Below are 19994 nucleotides of genomic sequence, written 5' to 3'. Positions count from 1 at the left end.
ATGACCGACAAGCGTTGGACTGGCTGCACGGTAGCGTGCATCGCCAGCGGACCCAGCTTGCGCGCTGAGGAATGCCGTCTAGTGGAATCGGCGCGGCTGCCAACCATCGCCGTTAACAACTCATGGCAGCTCGCACGGTTCGCCGACGTGCTTTATGCCGGCGATGCGGCTTGGTGGGACGCCTACGGCACCGAGATCGACATTCCCGCTGAGCGCTGGACGCACAGCCAGAACGCCGCCAAGGCGCTTGGGATCAACTCCAACGGAAAGGGCCAATCCGTGCTGAACAGCGGTTACCGCGCCATCGAGTTGGCGATCAGCTTCGGTGCGGCCCGGGTGCTGCTGCTGGGCTTCGATTGCTCGGTGCGCCAAGGCACGCACTGGCACGGCGACCACCAGAAGACCAAGAACCCGGACCATCGGCGCTGCGCCGAATGGGCGAACCAATTCGGCCGGCTGGCTCGCCACGGCGCCGAGGTCATCAATTGCAGCCGGGAAACGGCGCTGACGTGCTTTCCGCGCATGTCGCTTGAGGAGGCGCTTTGTTTATCAAGGGAATGATGGGCCTGGGCGACAACATCTACGCCCGGGCCTTCGTGAAACGCTATCCCGGCGCCTATCTGGAAACCTGCTGGCCGCAGCTGTACCGAGACCTCGACGTGAAATGCGTCCGCCCGGAAACCCAGCTGCGCACCCAGGGCAAGAACCTCCAGCGCGAGCACGCCTGGCATGCGCCGGTCGGCGGTCCGCAACTGCGCATCGCCTACGGCCGCGACCCGATTATCCAGGGGCTGCGCAAAGCCTTCCGCAGCGCGCCGGGCACATTCGACTTGCCGGACTTAGGGCCGTCGCCGGTGGAAGGACGCTATGCGCTGGTCCGCCCTGCCACGGTGCGCACGGAGTGGCGCGCGGATACGCGCAACCCAGACCCGCAGTACATCGCCAGCGCCGCCGCCGAAATGCGCCGGCGCGGCTGGAAGGTCGTTTCGGTGGCGGATCTGGAGGCCGGCAAGGAGTGGGCGCTGGACCCGCTGCCGCCGTCGGACATTCGGTTCCACCAGGGCGAACTGCCGGTGGAGCAACTGCTAGCCCTGCTGCAGAACGCCGACGCGGTAATTGGCGGCATTGGCTGGATCGTCCCAGCAGCCATCGCCGCGAAGGTGCCGGCCTGGATCATCTGTGGAGGGCAGGGCGGCTTTAACAGCCCTGAGCACATCACCGATCCCTGCATGGACCTGTCCCGCCTCACCTTCGCGGTACCGGACAACTTCTGCCGCTGCACCCAGAAGCAGCACACCTGTGACAAAAGGATCGCCGACTATGACGCACGCTTTGCCGCCTGGGCTGACCGACTGCCTGCTCTGGTCTGACGAGCTGGGCATGGGCTACCACCCGCGCCCGCCGATGGACTACTGCGGCCCGTACTTCGAGAAGTACCAGCTGCTCGACGCGACCCCGATGGGCGCAGCGCTCACCCAGGCCAGGATTGACCTGGTGCGCAAGCACTTCGCCGGCCAGGTGGTGGACATCGGCATCGGTGGTGGGCGCTTCGTCACCGAGGCAGATGCCATGGGCTTCGACGTGAATCCGGAGGCCGTAGCCTGGCTGAAAGCTCAGGGGCGCTATTACGACCCGTATCAGCACCACGCGGAAGCGATCACCTGCTGGGACAGCCTGGAGCACATCCCGGAGCCGGAAAAGCTGCTGGATCACGTCGGCGAATGGCTGTTCGTCTCCATGCCGATCTACAAGGATCAGCTGGATTGCCTGCACTCCAAGCACTACAAGCCTGGGGAGCACATTTTTTACTGGACCCTGCATGGCCTGATCGCCTGGTGCGAGCGCCAGGGCTTCCATCTGGTCGACATGAACCAGGTGGAATCCGAGCTCGGCCGGGAAGGCATTTCCAGCTTCGTGTTCCGCCGTCATGGCTGACGTTGAATTCAGCATCATTGGCCTTGATAGCCTGCTAGGGAAGCTGGAAGCGATCAGCTACGACGTCAAGCGGAAGGGCGGCCGATCTGCTCTGCGTAAGGCCGCGCAGGTAGTCGCCAATAACGCGAAGGAAGGCGCTCGCCGGGTGGATGACGCCCAGACCGGCCGGAGCATCGCGGACAACATCGCGCTGCGTTGGAATGGCCGGCTGTTCAAGCGTACTGGCGACCTCGGATTCCGCATCGGGGTGTTGCATGGCGCGGTCCTGCCCAAGCAGGGCGACGCCGTCGACACCACGCAGAACGCCCCGACGCCGCACTGGCGCCTGCTGGAGTTCGGTACCGAGAAGATGCGTGCCGATCCCTTCATGCGTTCCGCCCTTGCCGACCATATCGGCGAAGTCACCAGTACCTTCGTCACCGAATACGAGAAGGCCATCGATCGCGCCATCAAGCGCGCGCAGAAGAAGGCCGCCCAGGGGGTCTGATGTTTGCGCCATTGTTTCAAGTCTGCGCCGCTGATGCGGCGGTTCAGGTTGCGCTCGGCAATAATCCAGTGCGCCTGTACCCCTTCGGTGAAGCGCCGCAGAACGTCGCACGGCCCTATGCCGCCTGGCAGGGCATCGGTGGTGCCCCGGAAAACTTCCTGAGTCAGCGCCCCGACATCGACCGGTTCGCGATTCAGGTGGACGTCTACGCCGACACAGCGACTGCTGCGCGCAATGCAGCCAAGGCGCTGCGCGATGCCATCGAGCCGCACGCGCACATCACCCGATGGGGCGGCGAGTCACGCGACCCTGTCACAAACCACTACCGCGTCAGCTTCGACGTGGACTGGTGGACGCCTAGATAACCGATAACCCAAACCTAACCCGCCAAGTGCGGGTTTTTTTGTACCTCAAGAAACCCGCAGGAGAACACCCATGGCGATGAAAACGCAGGGCTCGCAGCTCTACGGCATCTTCCCGTCCTCGACCACCCCTGGCGAGTTCGAGATTGTCGAAGTTGAGTGCATGAACAACTTCAACGGCGGCGGTAACCCCGCTGATCAGATCGTCGTCGAGTGCCTGAACAAAACCACCCGCGAGTACCTGAAGGGCATGCGCACTCCAGGCCAGGCCACCTTCACCATTGATGCGGACCCGCGCAACGAATCGCACCTCCGCCTTCACGAGGCGGCGGAGTCGGACGACGAGGAGTTCGACTCGATGCATTGGGCGCTTGGGTGGTCGGACGGCAAGGACATTGCGCCGACCCTCGATAGCTCGAATGACTTCGAGCTACCAACCACTCGCACCTGGTTTCTGTTCGATGGCTATGTCGGCGACTTCCCGTTCGACTTCGCGGCCAACACCACGGTAAAGACTGCCGTTTCCATTCAGCGATCCGGCCCAGGCGCCTGGATCAAGAAGGTGTAACCCATGCAGCTGAGCATCGAATCCCTCAAGGAGGTGGGCGCCTTTACCGGCGCCCCGGTCGAGCGCGAAATCACCTGGCGCCAGGGAGAACAGAAATTCACCGCCACCGTGTACGTCCGCCCGCTGTCCTACAAGTCTGCGGTCTCGGACCTGCAGGCCATTGCCGGCAAGGTCGATGGCGTGGCAGGGCGCATCGCCGCCAGCATCTGTGATGAGGCCGGCAAGCCGGTGTTCACGGTCGGCGACATCACCGGCGATGCCGATCAGGAGCGTGGCGCCCTGGATGGCAACCTGACCATGGCCCTTCTGGCGGTGATCGCCGAAGTTAACCAACTGGGAAAGACGCCGATCTCAGCGAGCTAGACGAGTTCTGGCACGAGTTGGTGCTGTGTGGAGTCGGTGGTCGAACCATCGCCGAAGCACAGCACCGGCTGAGCTACCCGGAGTTCCTGAGTTGGCAAAAGTACCGGGCCAAGCGCGGAAGTCTACACCTCGGCATGCGCGTCGAGCACAACGCAGCGATGCTCGCAGCTATGTATGCGAACGCGAACAGCAAAGCCCATAGATTCACCAAATATGACTTCATGCCGCACGAGCCTGAGCCTGATGCCTCCCTTGAGGAAGCTATGGCTGCTTGGGGCTGACCGGAGATCCAGATGGCCAACACCCTCGGCACCCTGACGCTCGATCTGGTCGCGCGCATCGGTGGTTTCACCGGGCCGCTGGATAAGGCTGCCCGCGAGTCTCAGAAGCGGATGGCCGATATCAAGAAGTCGGCTGAAGTCGCTGGCAAAGCCATTGGCGGCGTGGCGGTGGCCACCGCTGCCGGGCTGGCGGCGCTGACGGTCAACACGGTACGCACGGCCGCCGAGATCACTCGCCTGTCACAGGTCGCCAACGCTTCCACGGAAGAGTTCCAGCGGTACGCCGCGGGCGCCCAAGCGGTTGGCATCGAGCAGGATAAACTCGCCGACATTTTCAAGGACGTCAACGACAAGGTTGGCGACTTCCTGCAGACCGGCGGGGGCGCGCTTGCGGACTTCTTCGACAACGTGGCGCCGAAGGTTGGGGTCACTGCTGATGAGTTCCGCAAGCTGTCCGGTCCAGAGGCGCTGGGCCTGTATGTCTCCAGCTTGGAAAAGGCGGGTGCCAGCCAGCAGGACATGACCTTCTACCTAGAGGCCATTGCCAGCGATGCCACGGCGTTGCTGCCGCTACTGAAGAACAACGCCGAGGGGTTCCGGCTGCTGGGTGAGCAAGCCGCCCAGGCCGGAGCGATCCTCGACAACGACACCATCCGCGCGGCGACTGAGTTGCAGGCGGTGTCGATTCTGACCGACCAAGCTCTGCAGGGGCTGCGCAATCAGGTAGCCGCCGGCCTGCTGCCGGTGCTGGCCGACCTCTCCGGCGAACTGTTCACCGTGGCCGGCGGTACCGACATCGCCAAGGAGGCGGGGCAGACGTTCGGCGGCATCCTCAAGGGGCTGGCCGCCACGGCATTCGGGGCCTATGCCGCGTTCCAGGCGGTCGGCAAGAGCATTGCCGCGCTGGCGGCCGGTTTCGGCGCCGCCGGCGTGGAGGCCAGCGACCTGCTGCTGGGGCCGCTGTCGGCTCCGGTGATCGGCGCCAAGGTGGCGAAGAACTTCGACGCCTTCAAGAACGCCCTTGATGTCGGCTTCGAGGATGTCGGCCAGAGTGTAGAAGGCTATGCCAAGGTGCTGGACGGCATCTGGAATGCCGGGTCGGGGCAGGGCGCGGAGAGCGACTACGCCAAACGCATAAAGCTCATCGCTGACTTGCTGGAGCAGTCGAAGACGCGCGGCCAGTCTGCCGGGATCGTTATCGACCAGAACACCGAGAAGACCCAGAAGGCCGCTGATGCCATTCAGTCGCAGGTGGACGCCCTGAAGCTGCAGGCCGCGACCCTGGGGCTGACGACCAAGCAGGAGACGCTGTTCAAACTGGCCTTGGATGGCGCCACTCAAGCCCAGCTGGATCAGGCCGCTGCCGCTCTGGATGCCGTGGATGCCTTCGAGAAGCAGAAGAAAATTCAAGAGGATTACAAGGGCGTTGTCAGTGATCTGCGCACTGAAGAGGAACAGCTCACTGACCAGTTGAAGGAAAGGCTGCGGATAATCGAGTCCATGCCCGATCTGCCAGAAGGTGAGCGGCGAGAGCAAACGCGCCGCGCCGTCGACGCAGCGTTTTCAGATGCGCCGGAATTCGGCGGCATCGACGCTACGATCGGCGGCCCTGCCGGCGAACTGATGAAGATCGACGATGCTCAGGAAGAGCTGGAGGAGTGGTACTCCGCACAGCTGGAATTACTGGCGAAGAACCGCCAGGAGCGTGCCGACCTGAATGCCGAATGGAATGCGCAAGAGGAAGACCTGGCCCGGCAGCACCAGGAGCAATTAGCCAATATCGAGAAGAATCGTCAGCTCGTGCAGCTGTCAGCGGCTGAGAGCACCTTTGGCAGCTTGGCCGAGATGGCCCGTGTTTACGCCGGTGAGTCTTCTGGAATTTACAAGGCGCTTTTCGCGGTTGAAAAAGGGATTGCGATTGCCCGCGCCGCCATCGCCATTCAGGAAGGTATCGCCTTGGCGGCCGCCAACCCGTTCCCAGCCAACTTGGCCGCTATGGCATCCGTAACAGCAGCCACCGCCAGTCTGGTCGGCAATATCGCCTCTATTGGTATTGAAGGGCAGGCCCACGACGGCATCATGTCGATCCCCGAGGACGGCACCTGGAACCTGAAGAAGGGCGAGCGAGTCACCACTGCCGAGACCAGCGCCAAGCTGGACGCCACCTTGGACCGCGTGCAGGCGGGCATGACCGGCGGACGCGGTTCTGGCGGCGGCAACACCTACAACATCAGCCTGCCCGGCGTGACCAATGCGCGCGAAGCCCGTGAGGCAGGTGCCGCCGTGCAGCGATCCATCGCCCGTGGCGTGGCTGGCTCTGGGAGGTACGCCTGATGGGCGAGTTCATCGAGGAACGCCTGAATCCGTGTATGCGCATTGGCGCCGAAGCCGATGATGACTTCTTCACGGAAGTCACGATGACGGCTGGTGGTGGGCGGCACGTCTCTCTGTGGAACGGCAAGCCGTACCGCGTTTTCAACATTGACTATGTGAAGGACCAGCAAGATCTGGCCCTGGAAGTTCAGAGCCTGTTCTATCGCACCTACAAGGGGTTTGCCGGATTCCGGGTGAAGTGCTGGATCGACTTCACAACCGCCCTGGATGGGGTGTCGGCCTACACCGCCACCGACTGCATCCTGCTGAAGGTTAGCGCTGGGGTGTACCAGTTGCTCAAGGAGTACGGCCGCGACAAGCCGGGTCTGGCCAGCATCGGGCGACCGAAGCGGATCATCTACAAGCCGGTGGCGGGCGAAGTGGCCGTCGCGGTGAATGGGCAAGTACTGCCGCCAGCACAATGGTCGGTCGACACCACCACCGGCCGCATCACTTTGTCAGCGAACAAGACCGATGCCATTGTCGGCATCAGCCAGGCCGCCCAAGCGGTGGTCGATGTCGGCACCAACTCCTTCCTGGTGGGGGAATCGGTGGCGTTCAAGGACGTGCTGGGGATGACCCAGATCAACGGCCTCCGCGGGCCAATCGTTGCGAAGCCGGACAGTACGCACATCCAGGTCGATATCAACACCACGGCCTTCAGCACCTACACCAGCGGTGGCACGGTGCAGACCCACCCGCTGGACACGGGCAGCGACCTGCTCACCGCCGGCTGTGAGTTCGACACCCCCGTGGCATTCGATTCGGCGTTCAGCACCCAGGCGCTGGGGCGCGGCATCTTCGACGTCTCCGGACTACGGCTCGTAGAGCTGCTCAACCCGTAAACCATCCCCCTTCCGAACAGCCCGCCGCGCGCGGGCTTCGTCGTTTCTGGAGCCCCATGAAAGCACACGTCGCCGACTGGAAGACGCGGGTGTACTGCGTCCGCTTGGCCGCCCTGAATGGGACGACCCTGCGCTTTTCTGCGCACCCGACCGACTTGCCGATGAGCAACGCCACGGTCTACCTGACCGGTTCCGGCTATGAGTTCAGCGGGCTGTCGGCCACCAGCAGCTTCTCCGCGTCATCGGTCGACTTCGCCGGCTTCGTCAGTTCGGCCATCGGCCAACTCTCGCGCGAGGAAGTGGCCTCTGGGGTGTGGGACAACGCCAGGGCCTACGTCTTCGCCACCTCCTGGTACATCCCGATCGAGGACGAGGAGCCCTGCGCGGCCTACACCTTCGGCAAGGCCGAACTGGTCGATGATCGCTACAAGATCGAATTCATGGCGCTGATCGATGCCCTGTCGCAGTCGCCCGGCTACAGCTATTCCGCCACCTGCCAGAATGTGTTCCTCGACCGCTTCCTCGGTGCCGCCGACAAGCTGCCCTATACCCGCAGCGGCTGCACCGGCCCGCGCTCGGCGCCGGACGGTCCGGACTACGCCAGCCTGCTGGTCACCGGCACCATTACCAGCGTCACCGATCAGTACTACATCGCCGACAGCGCCCGCACCGAAGTGGACGACTACTTCGGCAACGGCGCCATTCGCTTCATCACTGGCGCCAATGCCGGGCTGAAGCCGCTGGAAATCAAGGCCTATACCCAGACGGGCGGGGTGATCTTCACCCAAGAGGCCTGGTTCTACATGCCAGAGGTGGGGGACCAGTACGAGATGATTCCTGGCTGCCGCAAGCGGCTGACCGAGGATTGCGTTGGCAAGTGGAACAACGCGCTGAACCTGCGTGGCCATCCGCATATCCCGGCCCCGACCCAATACAACGAGATCGGGAGGCAGTCATGACCTCGGAAGAGATCATCGCCGCAGCACGCAGCATGCTGAAGACCCCATTCAAGCACCAGGCGCGCGTGCCCGGTCGCGGCCTGGACTGCGCTGGGCTACTGGTCTGCACGTGCCGAGCCGTGGGCCTGCCGGTCGAGGACGTCCAGGGCTATGGCCGCGATCCCTGGAACGGCCAACTCGAACAGGCCATCCGCCGGCAGCCGTTTCTCCGCGAGGTCCCGAAGTCCGATCTGCGCCCCAGCGACGTGCTGTTGATGCGGTTCAGCCAAGCGCCGCAGCACGTCGCCATCGTCACGGGCCTCGGAATCATCCATGCCTACGAACGCAGCGGCTCAGTCGTCGAGCATCGCCTGGCATCGGTCTGGCGTGCACGTATCACCCACGCATTTCGGTTTGAGGGAATCCAATGAGCGCAGGAGCAGTTGCCGGCGGCGTTGTTGGTGGGGTGATTGGTTTCTTCGTCGGCGGTCCTGCCGGCGCTGCTATCGGGTTCGGCATCGGCCTGTCCGCCGGCGGCATGCTGGATCCTGTCAAAGGCCCAAGCCAGCCCGGCCCCCAGATCAACGACAAGAACTTCCAGACCGCCAAGTACGGCGACATGCTGACGCGCTTCTACGGCACCATTCCCGTACATGGGAATGTCACCTGGATCGAGAACGGCGCGCTCAAGGTCACCATCCGCAAGAAGAAGTCCGGCGGCAAGGGCGGCAGCGCCAAGGCCGCGCCAGTGGCGTACTACTCGGCGACCTTCTTCCTGTCGTTGGGTATCGGCTCCATCGCGGGCATCCGCCGCATCTGGTGCTCGGACAAGCTGATCTACAACGCCGGCTCGGACGACTTGGAAACCATCATCGCCAGCAACCAGGCGGCGACCGGCTTCAAGGTCTACCTCGGCACCGACGACCAGCTGCCGGATCCGCGCTACGAGGCGGATGTCGGCGTGGGCAATGCGCCGGCGTACAGGGGTGAAGCCTACCTCGCCTTCTACGACTTCCCGCTGGCGGACTACGGCAACAGCCTGCAGGGTGCGCAGTTCAAGGTGGAGGTGGTGACCGACCTGACGGTCAACGGCGTCAGTGAAGCGGTGCAGGGCGTGGTTGGCGTGCCATTCGTGCAGGGCAATGCCTTCGCCTCGTGCGCTTCCGCCTACATGATGGGGCCGTCACTGCAGTCCTATGTCAACATTACCAAGTCGTCCGATGGCACCAACCCGCTCAGCTACGAACTGGTGACGGCCTTCAAGGCCAACCGTTCATTGGTTGAACCGCGAACAATCACCACTGACTTCTTCAACCGGGCTTCCCCGCTGGCGGGCGATGCGGATGGCCCGTCCTTTGGTTACGGCTACGGCGCGAGCGTGACTATCGACGGCGCGGCCTTTCCGCTGCCTACGCTCGGGTATTACCCGGGCAGCTGCCGATACTGCAAGCGCGGCAGCCGGGCCTGGCTGATTGCCTACGAATCGCCGCCGCGCGTGCACTCCCTGACCAGCAGCGTGTCCTACACCGACAGCGGGGCGCGCCACATCACCTCGGATGGCGGCGTGCTCTACGTGTTGCGCGCTGACGGCACGATCGACGAGCGCCACCCGGACACCCTGGCGCTGATCCAGAACCACAGCGTTGGTTTGCCCTCGACCGGCTGGCAGTCCGCTTTGACCGGCGATGTCGACGGGATCATGCACCGCGACGGCAAGCTCTATGTGTTGCGCGCGGCCAACCGCACGATCTATGAGTTTGACGGCTGGTCGATCGGCAAGAGCTATGTGCTGCCCTTTACGCCCATCGCGGCCAACTCGTCGTGGGGGGTTGGCAATGGCGCCGTGGCGTTCCTCAACGGGGAAACGGCTGAGATCACCTACTACCTCCTGCAGACCGCGACGGCTGAACTGGTCCCGCTGTCCAGTATCGTTGAGCAGGAGGTCGAGCTTTCCAGCCTGTTGAGCGCCTCCGATCTTGATGCCAGCCTGCTGACGGCCGATGTTCGAGGGTATCGCGTGTCCGGTGGCAGCATCCGTAGTGCGCTGGAGCCGTTACAGGGCGCCTTCCCGTTCGACATCATCCAGTCCGGTTACCAGCTGAAGTGCGTGCCGCGCGGCCAAGCCTCGGTGATGACCATCCCCTGGGAAGACCTGGGTGCCTCGGATGGCGATACCCCGGGCGACCTGCTCAAGGAATCCCGGGAGATGGATACCCAGCTTCCGGCGCTGGTCAGCATCAAGTACCTGGATGCGGCGCGCGAGTACGCCATCGGCGAGCAGAGCAAACCGCGCATCAATACGCAGGCCATCAACCGGGTTGATCGCGATCTTGCCCTGGTGATGACGGCCGATGAGGCCGCGCAGATGGCGGACATCCTGGTCAACCTGCCCTGGCTGGAGCGGACGCCGGCCTCGTTCAGCCTGCCGCCGACCTACCTGGCGCTGGAGCCGGCCGACGTGGTCACTGTCGTGGCGCCGTGGGCCACCTTTGAGCTGCGCCTGACCGAGGGTAACTACACGCCATCCGGTCGGACGGAGTGGGAAGCCAAGCCGAACCGCGCTGCGCTGTACACCAGCACGGCCAAGGGCGGGGAGGGCGTGGAGCCGGATGGCACCATTGGCGTGCCTGGCCCCTCGATCTTCCTGCCGCTGGACATTCCTATGGTGGACGAGACGGTGCAGAACTCGCCCGGTTTCGTTGGTGCGATGACTGGCTACAGCCCCGCTTGGCCGGGTGGAATTGCGTTCCGCTCCGTGGACAGCGGTCAGATCTGGAACGAGCTTCAAGGCTTCGACGGCCAGGCCACCCTCGGCACGGCTGCGGGAATCCTGCCCGCAAGCACTGGCGCGCTGATTGACCAGCGTTCGCTGTCGGTGTCACTGGTCTCCGGGGAGCTGGAAAGCATCAGCCGTGACCAGATGCTGGTCGGACAGAACTATGCCGCCTACGGCACGGGCGGGCGCTGGGAGATCATCCGGTTTCAAACCGCCGCCCTTCAACCCGATGGCTCTTACCTGCTGTCTGGCTTTGTGCGAGGCGATCGCGGCACCGAGTGGGCCACCGGTCTGCATCAGCTGGGCGACTGGTTCGTGCTGCTGGATGACCCGGACAACCTATTCATTGATACGTCTGTCGGCTCAATCGGTGTGGCGACGACGTTCCGGGGCGTCACTTCGGGCGCCACCATCGACAGCGCGGTGGACGTACCGTTCACCTACCAAGGCATCAACCTGAAATGCCTGAGCCCGGTCTATGCCAAGGGCGTGCGCGATGGTTCTTCAAACTTCAGCGGAACGTTCACCCGCCGCAGTCGGTTCAGCAGCAGCTGGTGGAGCAATGGAGTCGAGGCGCCAATCGGTGAAACCACCCAGGCCTACGAGATTGACGTGATGTCGGGCTCGACGGTGAAGCGCACCATCACTGCCAGCACGCCCAATTTTAGTTACTCGGCTGCCGATCAAGTCACCGACTTCGGTTCGGCTCCGGCGTCCATCACCTTCCGCATCTATGAGCTCTCGGCCACGGTTGGCCGCGGCCTGCCTCTGGAGGTCACCCTGTGACGACCGAGAAAACCAAGCTTACCGAGACCGCTAATGGTCAGGCGAACTACCTAAACGTCAACGCGGCGCTGGCACAGATTGACCAGTTGCTGGTGCCGGTGGCGCTGGACAAGGACCTGAGTGACCCGCCCGGCTCTCCTGCGAACGCGGCGCTGTACATCGTGGGCGGCTCACCGACCGGTGATTGGAGTGGCAAGACAGGGCAGTTGGCGTATTGGTTAGACGGTGCCGGGGTCTGGCAATTCATCGTGCCAGCGGCGGGCTGGACGGTGCGGATACTGGACGAACTGGACGCCAACGGCGTGCCCAAGGTCTATGGCTACACTGGCACCGCCTGGTCACTTCCGGATAGTTCGGCAGGGGCAGTGGCTTCCGTCAACGGGAAAACCGGGGGAGTGACCGTCCTGGCGCCAATCATCATTGCCTGCTCCGACGAGACTACCGCACTGTCGTCTGGTACCAGCAAGGTGACCTTCCGCATGCCCTACGCCATGACGCTGACCGGTGTCCGTGCTTCGCTAAACACGGCGCAGACCAGTGGCTCGATCCTGACCATCAACATCAAGCAGAACGGCACGACCATTCTGTCGACGAAGATCACCATCGATAACGCCGAGAAAACCAGCGTCACTGCCGCCATCGCGGCGGTGATCTCCACTGCCAACCTGACCGATGACGCCGAGATCACCATCGACCTCGACCAGGTTGGCGATGGTACGGCCAAGGGTTTGAAGGTAACGCTGATCGGGTATCAGCCATGAGCATGCTGATCAACCCCTACATCCTTGCCGCAAGCGGTAATGATCCGTCTTTCGCCAGCGTCGTGCTGCTGGCCCACATGGACGGCAGCAATGGCTCAACCACATTCCTCGACAGCTCGACCACCGTCAAGACGATCACAACCAACGGCAACGCTCAACTAAGTACCACCGACCAGAAGTTCGGCACCGCCTGCGGGCTGTTCGACGGCACCGGCGACTACCTGACAGTGGCCGACCACGCCGACTTAGACTTCGGCAGCGGTGATTTCACGATTGAGGGCTTCGTGCGCAGACAAGCCACGCCGAGCGTGGTCTATGGGATCTTCACTAAGCGCGACTCCACAGCGAATTTCGCTCCGTTCAACTTAGAAATGAAGAGCACTGGAGGTCTAGCCGCCCAGGTATCAACGACGGGGTCGTCATGGGTCACGATCGACAGCACCGTAGGGCTCTCTCTGAACGCCTACCACCACCTCGCCCTGGTTCGCGATGGCACTACTCTGCGACTCTTTATTGACGGGATCGCAGACGGAACCGCAACGGTTAGCGGGGCGCTGATGACCAATACGGCGCCCCTGAACATTGGCGCGGCGAGTTCATCGGCAGAATACGGCTGGAACGGCCGCTTGGACGAAGTCCGGATCACCAAGGGTGTAGCTCGTTACACGGCTAACTTTACACCGCCGACGGCAGCGTTCCCGGATTCCTGATTGAGTGCATTGATAGAGTGTCGGAGTTTGCCCGGCGCAGCGCTTAGCCGCCTTAAGAGGCGGGAGATAAGCGCCAAGAACGGGCGAGGGCGGATGGGCGAGCCATCATCACGCCTGCGTGACTTTTGCGTGACTCTCTCACGCAGCCATCGGCATTGATGGGCTTTCAGGTGCAGCGAGCGCCCAATCTAGCCCGTGTGTGACGGGCGTTTCAGCCTAATTTCCCAGCATGTCGTGCATGGCGACGGGGGCCGGAAAAGGCGCGGTCAGGCTGCGCAAAACCTCCGCTGGAGGCCGCATTGCGTCGTTTGCAAAAACACAGAAAACGCTGTAGTTTGGGCGCCCGGATTAAGACGATTCCTTTGCAGAATCATGGGCTTAGGTGGCTTGGGTCCGCTGCATGGGGTGCAAGGGGTCGAGTGTTCGAATCACTCCGTCCCGACCAAAAAACCCTAGAAAATCCAGCCACTTAACGGTGGCTGGATTTTTTTATGCCGACTGGTTTTTGAAGGTCTCTGATTTTTGCCCCACTTTTTGCCCCACCGGAGAAGTTGGCTTCGACGTGAAGGGGAGTCGGTCGAGTGTTTTTAGCGAGCGCATTGCCGTCGGAGCGCCTAGTGAAGGCTTCTAGCGGCCCAGGCTGTGTAAAAACGTGGACCGCGCCCTTGCTATGCTTCCGACGGATTTCATAGCGGGGGCGGCCCATGAAGCGTTTCATCCAGGGCGAGTGTCGAGGCCAAAGCACACTGCTGCCCGAGAGCCTGGATGATTACGTGGCGGAGACCAACCCGGTGCGGGTGGTCGATGTGTTCGTCGATGAACTTGACCTTGGCCGACTAGGTTTCGACGGCGTGGTCCCGGCGGAAACTGGTCGGCCTGCTTACCATCCTGCTGTTCTGCTGAAGATCTACATTTACGGCTACCTCAACCGCATCCAGTCCAGTCGCCGCCTCGAGCGCGAGGCGCAACGCAATGTCGAGCTGATGTGGCTCACCGGCCGCCTGATGCCGGACTTCAAAACCATCGCCAACTTCCGCAAGGACAACGGCACGGCGATTCGTCGGGTCTGCCGGCAGTTCGTGGTGCTGTGCCAGCAGCTCGGTTTGTTCGCCGAGGCGTTGGTGGCCCCCCCCCCCCCCCCCCCTGCCGTGCCTTTGTACAGTTCTGCCGCCAGGTCGGACTCATCAGCGGCCAGTTGGTGGCCATCGACGGCAGCAAGTTCAAGGCGGTCAATAATCGCGACCGCAACTTCACCAGTGCCAAGCTGCAACGGCGGATGGAGGAGATCGAGTCCAGCATCAGCCGCTACCTCACCGCGCTCGACACTGCCGACCGCCAGGAGCCGGCGGTGGCAAAGGCCAAGACCTCGGCCGCCGCGGCAGCGGGTCGCTTTGGCCGCGATGATTTCATCTACGACGCGGCCCACAACGAGTACCGCTGCCCAGCCGGAGAACGCCTGATCTGGCGTTTTGCGACGGTTGAGAAAGGCCTGAAGCTGCACCGTTACTGGAGTTCGCATTGCCAAGGTTGCGCGTTGAAAGATCAGTGCACACCGAGCGCACAGCGGCGGGTGAGTCGCTGGGAACATGAGTCGGTGCTCGACGCGATGCAGTACCGCCTGGATCAGGCACCGGAGATGATGCGCATCCGCCGCCAGACAGTGGAGCATCCGTTCGGCACGTTGAAGGCCTGGATGGGCGCCACCCATTTCTTCACCAAGACGCTCGACCGGGTGAGCACGGAAATGAGCCTGCATGCGCTCGCCTACAACTTCAAACGGGTACTGAACCTGCTGGGCAGTAACGCCCTGATGGCGGCGATGAAAGTCTGAAGCGCAGTTGATGGCCCTTTGTACTCATCGCGGGGCGTCACGGAAATCTCCGCCCCGGATAACAGCCTGCACCTGATTGGTGAGTCAGGCGCGTGTACACCCCACTCGGAGGGCAGGAAATCGACCCTCCATTTGGATTCCCACCACCGGCGATGTTTTTACACGGCCTGGGCCATGAGCAACCACTCACCGGCGCTTGCCAATCGCGGAGATGCGGCAACCTTGGCATGGCCGCAGTGGTCGTCAGGTTAGCCTTCAGTCTGCTTGCCTTATCTAGAGCATCATCCATCCCGATACCTAGTATTTGGTGGTGATTCTGGTTTCGTACGATGATGTCGGTGTGACACCATTTAGAGGTGGGTTGGTCTATCGCTCCCCTTCGCTCCTTTGTTCACGGAAGAATTCTGCACATGACACAGCCCCTCAAGAACGAGGTTCAGACGCTAAGCGGCCTCGTAACACCTGATATCGTCGTAGCCAGCACCTCTGTTGCTACCTTGCTTGGCGGAGAGTCGATACTCGGCAGCGATGGCAGTCCGATTAGCGGCCGCTTAACCGTCCCCGAGTACCAGCGCCCGTATCGCTGGCAGGTCAAGCACCTGCAACGCCTACTGCTCGATCTCACCGAGTATTTTTCGCTGTCTGACGATGCAATACCTCCAGAGCACGACTTCTACTTGGGTAGCATCATCATCCATCAATCTCGCCCACCGCGAATGCGCTCCGATGTTTTGAGCATCATCGATGGCCAGCAACGCCTAATCACTTTGGCGTTGCTAGCGCATGTGCTGAAACAGCGTGATCTCGCCAAAGGTATCGAGCTGAGATCTCCGGAGTCCCAGGCCCGCGCTCTGTATAACTTGCGCTGGCTTGAGCAGCAGCAGTTGCCAGCGGTGGATTTCTCCAGAGTGAACATCACCTTGGTTGTCACTCGCAGTGAGGATGATGCCTACCGCTTCTTCGAGACGCAGAATACCGGTGGGGTCAGGTTGGACGGCCCGGCGATTCTGAAGGCGCATCATTTACGTGGGGTACCGCAACAGGAGCAAGACAAACAAGCGCGTCGCTGGGAGGCTTGGGGTGCGTTGGACGGTACCGTGGATGCGCTGATGAAAGCGCGCCATTGGCAGCGGCTTAAGTGGCGCAGTCTCTCGAGCCATCGCCAACCGCTGCAGACACGTGAAGAGATCGTCGCGGAATTGGCTGAGCGCACTGGGCAGGGGCGGGATGTAGCGTACCGGACTGCTCGGGTCCACCACATAGAGCAAGGCCAACACTTGCAAGTGGACAGCGGATACGCCATGCGTCAGCCGCTTAACACGGGCGCCAATGCCATTCACTACTTCGACTATTTCCATGTGCTGCGGCGCACGGTGTTGGTCCGGCGTGATGACCCGGGTCTAGTGCCCTTTCATCAGCTCTACGACGACCTAGTAGTGCAGGCTAACGGCAGTGAATTCCTGCGCAAGCTCTTTGACTGTGCAGTGTTGCTGTACGTCAGCCAGTTTGGTCGATACGGCTTGTTAGAGGCTGCTTGCTGGCTGTTCAGGGCAATCTTCTCGCCGCGGCTGAGCAATGAGAAGGCCGTACGTGAAAGCACGGCGCAGAGTTTCGCTGAGCACAATCCAGTGCTGGACTGGATCGCCCACAGCTACACCCATGCTGAGCTAATCGAGACGTTGCAGGGCTTCAGTTACCAGATTGCAGAGAGGTTGGATGCGAACAGCGTGAAGTACCGGTTTGTACGTACGGTGCAAGCTTACTTTTCAATGAATCTGAGTGCGCCGGGCGAACCGCTGCAGTCTGATTTTGATACTGCGCTAAAGCAGGCGATCTGCCGCAAGCTCCAGAAAAGCTCTTTCAAGCATGTAGGTGAGCAATGAGCGAAAGTGTCTGTTCCTATGTTCAGGCGCCTGCTTTGTTGTGCGCCGCCGAAATCACCCTGGTCATTCCAAGCTACCAGAGACCCTACGTCTGGCCAAGTGAGGACGTTGTCGCTCTGCTAGAGCAGATCATGGAGGCCTGCGACACCGGCCTGCCGCATTACTACATCGGAACAGTCCTTACGTCCGTCGTTGCATCTCGCGATTCGAGTAGTGCCCACACTGTCTACGAAGTGATTGATGGTCAGCAGCGCATGACCACCTTGATGTTGCTCGCACTCGCACTCACTGAGGTAGTGCCCAACACTGAATTGGCGAACTTCATCGTGTGGAACAAGCGGCCTCGACTTACTTTTGCCATTCGTGATGAAGTACAGCGTCTATTCGTGGTGTGGGCTGGACTTAGCAGCGAGGAGGCTAGGAACGGTACCTCGGAGACAGACGAAGCTTACATCAAGCATCTTGCCGCGGCCCGAAAAGCACTTTCCGATCGTCTTGGGGCGTTGCGCCGTCTACGGAATGACGCGTATTTGGCCGAAGTTGCTGAGTACCTGTATTCGAAGGTTCGTTGGGTGAACAACATCATGCCCCCAGGTATGGACTTAAACCGATTGTTCTCGACCATGAACAACAGCGGAGTCCAACTCGAGCACAGCGACATCCTCAAGGCCCGACTCCTAGCGATGATCGGAGCGCAGAAGCAGTGCTACGACGCGATCTGGCAAGCCTGTGAAAACATGGAGGACTTCTTCGAGCGCAACCTGCGCAAGGTCTTCCCAGGCGCCGATTGGAAAGGTTTGAAACAGGATGACTTAGCAGCGTACTGCGCCAAGACCTTTCCCCTGACGCGCATCACCGCCCGGGATGCGCAGGGTCAAACGATTGCGCAGTTGACGAAGCTCTCGGTGTTGGATACTGACACGCCTGAAACACTGCAAGAACCTAAGCACCATTGCCGCCCTATCATCAGCTTCGGTCTGTTACTGATGCACGCCCATCGCATCTATTTGCATCAGCAGCGTCAGGACGATGTCGAGGTACGTCTGCATGACAGCCGGCTCAACGACTACTTTGCTGACTTCATCGACCAGGCCACCGAGAAGCATGCCAAGGCCTTCATCGAATGCCTGTGGACAGTGCGTTATCAGTTCGACCTTTGGGTCGTGAAATGGCTTCCCGAGACTGACAGCCAGGTCTCGAATTTACGTCTGACCAACGTCAATAGAAGCCGCTTGGACGATGGCTGGCGGCTGGTGCGCACCAAGCTGGAGAGCAGTGACCTGAGCCAGTTGCAGAGTGTGCGTAACTTTACCGGCGAGCGAAGTGCACAGTATTGGTTGACCCCATTTCTCGGTGCTTTGGTAGCCGGTGAGGCAAAGACGCAAGCACAGGTCCTGAGGTTGCTCGAGCGTATCGACAACCAACTGTCTCTGGCGGAAGAAAGCCAGAAGGAAGCTAGCTTTGCGCTGTTGAATGGTGATGAAGTCGCCATGCGTAGCATCGAAAGTGTGATTGAAGAATTGGAGGAGCCTAGCGGCACTCGCTTCGAACACTACTGGTTCCAGAAACTTGAATACATCCTCTGGCGTGAGCGCGACCGCTTCGGCACTTATGACGCCGCAAAGCTTGCGGCCTACCGAATCACTTCGAAGAACTCGGTAGAGCATGTCCACCCCCAGCGTGAAGAGTTCGGCGTTGAGTTGGCCAGGGATCACCTCGACAGCTTTGGCAATCTGGTGCTGCTGAGTCCTGGTGAAAACTCGTCGTATAGCAACCAGCGAGTTGGCAAGAAGCGAGAAGACTTCAAGGGCAAGCCTCGCTACGACTCCCTCAAGCTTGCCCACATCTTTAGTGGCAAAGCCGACATGGAATGGGACGTGACCGCTATCGCCCGGCATCAGACACAGATGCTGGCTTTGATCAAGAAGCACTATGAGACGGCGGGAGCCTAAAAATCGCCAGTAAACCGGCCCGGATCGGAATTGATCGATGATCACAGTAGAACAGTACAAGCAGGCTCTGGCCGAGCTAGCGAATGACCAGTCGAAGCTAATGCAAAATGGATTTGCCATGCTGAAGGCGAACTATCGGTCTCCTGGTCGCCTAATCAGCGCGACTCGTCTGTCGCAGGCCGCGGATGAGAGTTATACGGGGCATGGCCCCGCCAACATCCAGTACGGCCACTTTGCTCGCCTGATTGCGAGTCTCCTTAAGTACACCCCGGACGTTGTTGCCAATGACGATCCGCGCTGGACCTACACCCTATGCACTGCCCATGAGCACAAAGACCGCAATGGGCATTTCCAATGGATTCTGCGTCCCGAGGTAGCCGAGGCTATGGAAAGCCTGGGCATGGTGGATCCCATCGAAGCTCATGACGCCTTGGATGATCTTCAGGCTATGGAAGAGGTAGCTAGTGCACTTAGCGAGAAGGAACGCAGTACCTATCAGAAGGCACGGATCGGGCAGGGCCAGTATCGCGAGCGGCTCATTAACTATTGGGGAGGATGCGCTGTCACCGGCTGTCAGATGCACGAGGTATTAATTGCTTCGCACATGAAGCCTTGGCGCGAGTGCAATGTGCAGGAAACCGTGGATATGCCCAATGGTCTTCTGCTAGCCCCCAATCTCGATGCCGTTTTCGATCAGGGATTCATCACTTTTGATGATAACGGGCAGATAATATTATCCCCTCAGTTGAAGCCGTCCAACGTATCGCTTTTAGGCATTGCGGAGGACATGTGCCTGCGCAAGGAGCTTACCGATTACCACCTGAATCGCCCCGGGTTTCGTGGAGGCCTCAACTCTTGAGAAGATGAGGCCATGAGAAAGACTGCGACCTACTCCCCTGAAGTCCGTGAACGTGCCGTGCGCATGGTTCTGGAGCACCTGAACGACTACCCCTCCGAGTGGGCGGCCATTGAGGCCATTGCCCCGAAGATCGGCTGTGCAGCGCAAACCCTGCATGGCTGGATTCGTCGCCATCAGACCGATGCCGGCCAACGTCCTGGGCCGACCACTGACGAGCGTGAACGCATCAAAGCCCTGGAGCGCGAAAATCGCGAGCTGCGCAAAGCCAACGAGATTCTGCGCCT

19 protein-coding genes and 1 pseudogene are annotated in these 19994 nt (G+C 61.1%); all 20 read left to right on the top strand.

Features of this window, described 5'->3' with window-relative positions; translation table 11 throughout:
• The gene (locus G559_RS0107555; protein ID WP_028627660.1) at positions 1–561 is read left to right on the top strand and encodes a hypothetical protein; all 561 of its coding nucleotides are present in this window, start codon (positions 1–3) and stop codon (positions 559–561) included.
• Positions 543–1370, top strand: coding sequence for a glycosyltransferase family protein (locus G559_RS0107550; protein ID WP_245586476.1), 828 nt, complete (start codon positions 543–545; stop codon positions 1368–1370). Before G559_RS0107555 ends, G559_RS0107550 begins: the two co-directional genes overlap by 19 nt.
• Complete coding sequence (locus G559_RS0107545; RefSeq protein WP_081667960.1) at positions 1321–1935, top strand: methyltransferase domain-containing protein; 615 nt, start codon at positions 1321–1323, stop codon at positions 1933–1935. Before G559_RS0107550 ends, G559_RS0107545 begins: the two co-directional genes overlap by 50 nt.
• Positions 1928–2422, top strand: coding sequence for an HK97-gp10 family putative phage morphogenesis protein (locus G559_RS0107540; RefSeq protein ID WP_028627657.1), 495 nt, complete (start codon positions 1928–1930; stop codon positions 2420–2422). The genes G559_RS0107545 and G559_RS0107540 overlap by 8 nt, the downstream gene beginning before the upstream one ends.
• Positions 2422–2787, top strand: a complete 366-nt coding sequence (gp17, locus tag G559_RS0107535) for a tail completion protein gp17 (protein ID WP_028627656.1) — start codon at positions 2422–2424, stop codon at positions 2785–2787. The genes G559_RS0107540 and gp17 overlap by 1 nt, the downstream gene beginning before the upstream one ends.
• Before the next feature lie 70 nt (positions 2788–2857).
• Positions 2858–3352 (top strand): phage tail tube protein, encoded by a 495-nt coding sequence (locus tag G559_RS0107530; protein WP_028627655.1) that lies wholly within the window; start codon positions 2858–2860, stop codon positions 3350–3352.
• A 3-nt stretch (positions 3353–3355) separates the two neighbouring features.
• On the top strand, positions 3356–3715 hold the full coding sequence (locus G559_RS0107525; protein WP_028627654.1) for a phage tail assembly chaperone family protein, TAC: 360 nt from the start codon (positions 3356–3358) through the stop codon (positions 3713–3715).
• 20 nt (positions 3716–3735) lie between these two features.
• Positions 3736–3996, top strand: a complete 261-nt coding sequence (locus tag G559_RS31315; protein ID WP_455429668.1) for a phage tail assembly protein T — start codon at positions 3736–3738, stop codon at positions 3994–3996.
• A gap of 12 nt (positions 3997–4008) precedes the next feature.
• Positions 4009–6330 (top strand): hypothetical protein, encoded by a 2322-nt coding sequence (locus G559_RS28620; RefSeq protein WP_051246471.1) that lies wholly within the window; start codon positions 4009–4011, stop codon positions 6328–6330.
• On the top strand, positions 6330–7214 hold the full coding sequence (locus tag G559_RS29570; protein WP_051246468.1) for a DUF2460 domain-containing protein: 885 nt from the start codon (positions 6330–6332) through the stop codon (positions 7212–7214). The genes G559_RS28620 and G559_RS29570 overlap by 1 nt, the downstream gene beginning before the upstream one ends.
• Before the next feature lie 56 nt (positions 7215–7270).
• Positions 7271–8173: a DUF2163 domain-containing protein gene (locus G559_RS0107505; protein ID WP_028627652.1), complete on the top strand. Its 903-nt coding sequence runs from the start codon at positions 7271–7273 to the stop codon at positions 8171–8173.
• Positions 8170–8583 carry a C40 family peptidase gene (locus G559_RS0107500; RefSeq protein WP_028627651.1) on the top strand — a complete coding sequence of 138 codons (414 nt, stop codon included), beginning with the start codon at positions 8170–8172 and terminating at the stop codon, positions 8581–8583. The genes G559_RS0107505 and G559_RS0107500 overlap by 4 nt, the downstream gene beginning before the upstream one ends.
• A gap of 35 nt (positions 8584–8618) precedes the next feature.
• Positions 8619–11714 (top strand): phage tail protein, encoded by a 3096-nt coding sequence (locus G559_RS0107495; protein WP_028627650.1) that lies wholly within the window; start codon positions 8619–8621, stop codon positions 11712–11714.
• A complete protein-coding gene (locus G559_RS29565) occupies positions 11711–12475 on the top strand; it encodes a DUF2793 domain-containing protein (protein ID WP_028627649.1) in 765 nt (254 codons plus the stop codon). Before G559_RS0107495 ends, G559_RS29565 begins: the two co-directional genes overlap by 4 nt.
• Positions 12472–13185 carry a LamG domain-containing protein gene (locus G559_RS28600; RefSeq protein ID WP_081667957.1) on the top strand — a complete coding sequence of 238 codons (714 nt, stop codon included), beginning with the start codon at positions 12472–12474 and terminating at the stop codon, positions 13183–13185. Before G559_RS29565 ends, G559_RS28600 begins: the two co-directional genes overlap by 4 nt.
• A gap of 704 nt (positions 13186–13889) precedes the next feature.
• Positions 13890–15016 (top strand): annotated as a pseudogene (locus G559_RS28595) (transposase).
• Positions 15017–15426: 410 nt separating this feature from the next.
• On the top strand, positions 15427–16899 hold the full coding sequence (locus G559_RS28590) for a DUF262 domain-containing protein (protein WP_051246462.1): 1473 nt from the start codon (positions 15427–15429) through the stop codon (positions 16897–16899).
• Positions 16896–18851, top strand: coding sequence for a DUF262 domain-containing protein (locus tag G559_RS0107470; protein ID WP_028627648.1), 1956 nt, complete (start codon positions 16896–16898; stop codon positions 18849–18851). Before G559_RS28590 ends, G559_RS0107470 begins: the two co-directional genes overlap by 4 nt.
• Before the next feature lie 37 nt (positions 18852–18888).
• On the top strand, positions 18889–19710 hold the full coding sequence (locus G559_RS28585; protein WP_051246459.1) for an HNH endonuclease: 822 nt from the start codon (positions 18889–18891) through the stop codon (positions 19708–19710).
• Between the two features lie 12 nt (positions 19711–19722).
• Positions 19723–19994: transposase (locus G559_RS0107460; protein WP_036997166.1), on the top strand; the 272-nt coding region annotated here is incomplete at its 3' end.

Origin of the sequence: Metapseudomonas resinovorans DSM 21078 (assembly GCF_000423545.1) — a bacterium.
Classification (GTDB): domain Bacteria; phylum Pseudomonadota; class Gammaproteobacteria; order Pseudomonadales; family Pseudomonadaceae; genus Metapseudomonas; species Metapseudomonas resinovorans.
The sequence above is the reverse complement of the archived record's forward strand: the minus strand, read 5'-3'. Positions and strand labels throughout refer to the sequence as shown.

What these genes read in the sequence shown, in the direction of transcription:
- G559_RS0107500 (WP_028627651.1), top strand. Translation starts at nt 8,170, where the DNA reads ATGACCTCGGAAGAGATCATCGCCGCAGCACGCAGCATGCTGAAGACC.
- gp17 (WP_028627656.1), top strand. Translation starts at nt 2,422, where the DNA reads ATGTTTGCGCCATTGTTTCAAGTCTGCGCCGCTGATGCGGCGGTTCAG.
- G559_RS28620 (WP_051246471.1), top strand. Translation starts at nt 4,009, where the DNA reads ATGGCCAACACCCTCGGCACCCTGACGCTCGATCTGGTCGCGCGCATC.
- G559_RS28585 (WP_051246459.1), top strand. Translation starts at nt 18,889, where the DNA reads ATGATCACAGTAGAACAGTACAAGCAGGCTCTGGCCGAGCTAGCGAAT.
- G559_RS28600 (WP_081667957.1), top strand. Translation starts at nt 12,472, where the DNA reads ATGAGCATGCTGATCAACCCCTACATCCTTGCCGCAAGCGGTAATGAT.
- G559_RS0107540 (WP_028627657.1), top strand. Translation starts at nt 1,928, where the DNA reads ATGGCTGACGTTGAATTCAGCATCATTGGCCTTGATAGCCTGCTAGGG.
- G559_RS0107555 (WP_028627660.1), top strand. Translation starts at nt 1, where the DNA reads ATGACCGACAAGCGTTGGACTGGCTGCACGGTAGCGTGCATCGCCAGC.
- G559_RS29570 (WP_051246468.1), top strand. Translation starts at nt 6,330, where the DNA reads ATGGGCGAGTTCATCGAGGAACGCCTGAATCCGTGTATGCGCATTGGC.
- G559_RS28590 (WP_051246462.1), top strand. Translation starts at nt 15,427, where the DNA reads ATGACACAGCCCCTCAAGAACGAGGTTCAGACGCTAAGCGGCCTCGTA.
- G559_RS0107470 (WP_028627648.1), top strand. Translation starts at nt 16,896, where the DNA reads ATGAGCGAAAGTGTCTGTTCCTATGTTCAGGCGCCTGCTTTGTTGTGC.
- G559_RS0107505 (WP_028627652.1), top strand. Translation starts at nt 7,271, where the DNA reads ATGAAAGCACACGTCGCCGACTGGAAGACGCGGGTGTACTGCGTCCGC.
- G559_RS0107530 (WP_028627655.1), top strand. Translation starts at nt 2,858, where the DNA reads ATGGCGATGAAAACGCAGGGCTCGCAGCTCTACGGCATCTTCCCGTCC.
- G559_RS0107525 (WP_028627654.1), top strand. Translation starts at nt 3,356, where the DNA reads ATGCAGCTGAGCATCGAATCCCTCAAGGAGGTGGGCGCCTTTACCGGC.
- G559_RS0107545 (WP_081667960.1), top strand. Translation starts at nt 1,321, where the DNA reads ATGACGCACGCTTTGCCGCCTGGGCTGACCGACTGCCTGCTCTGGTCT.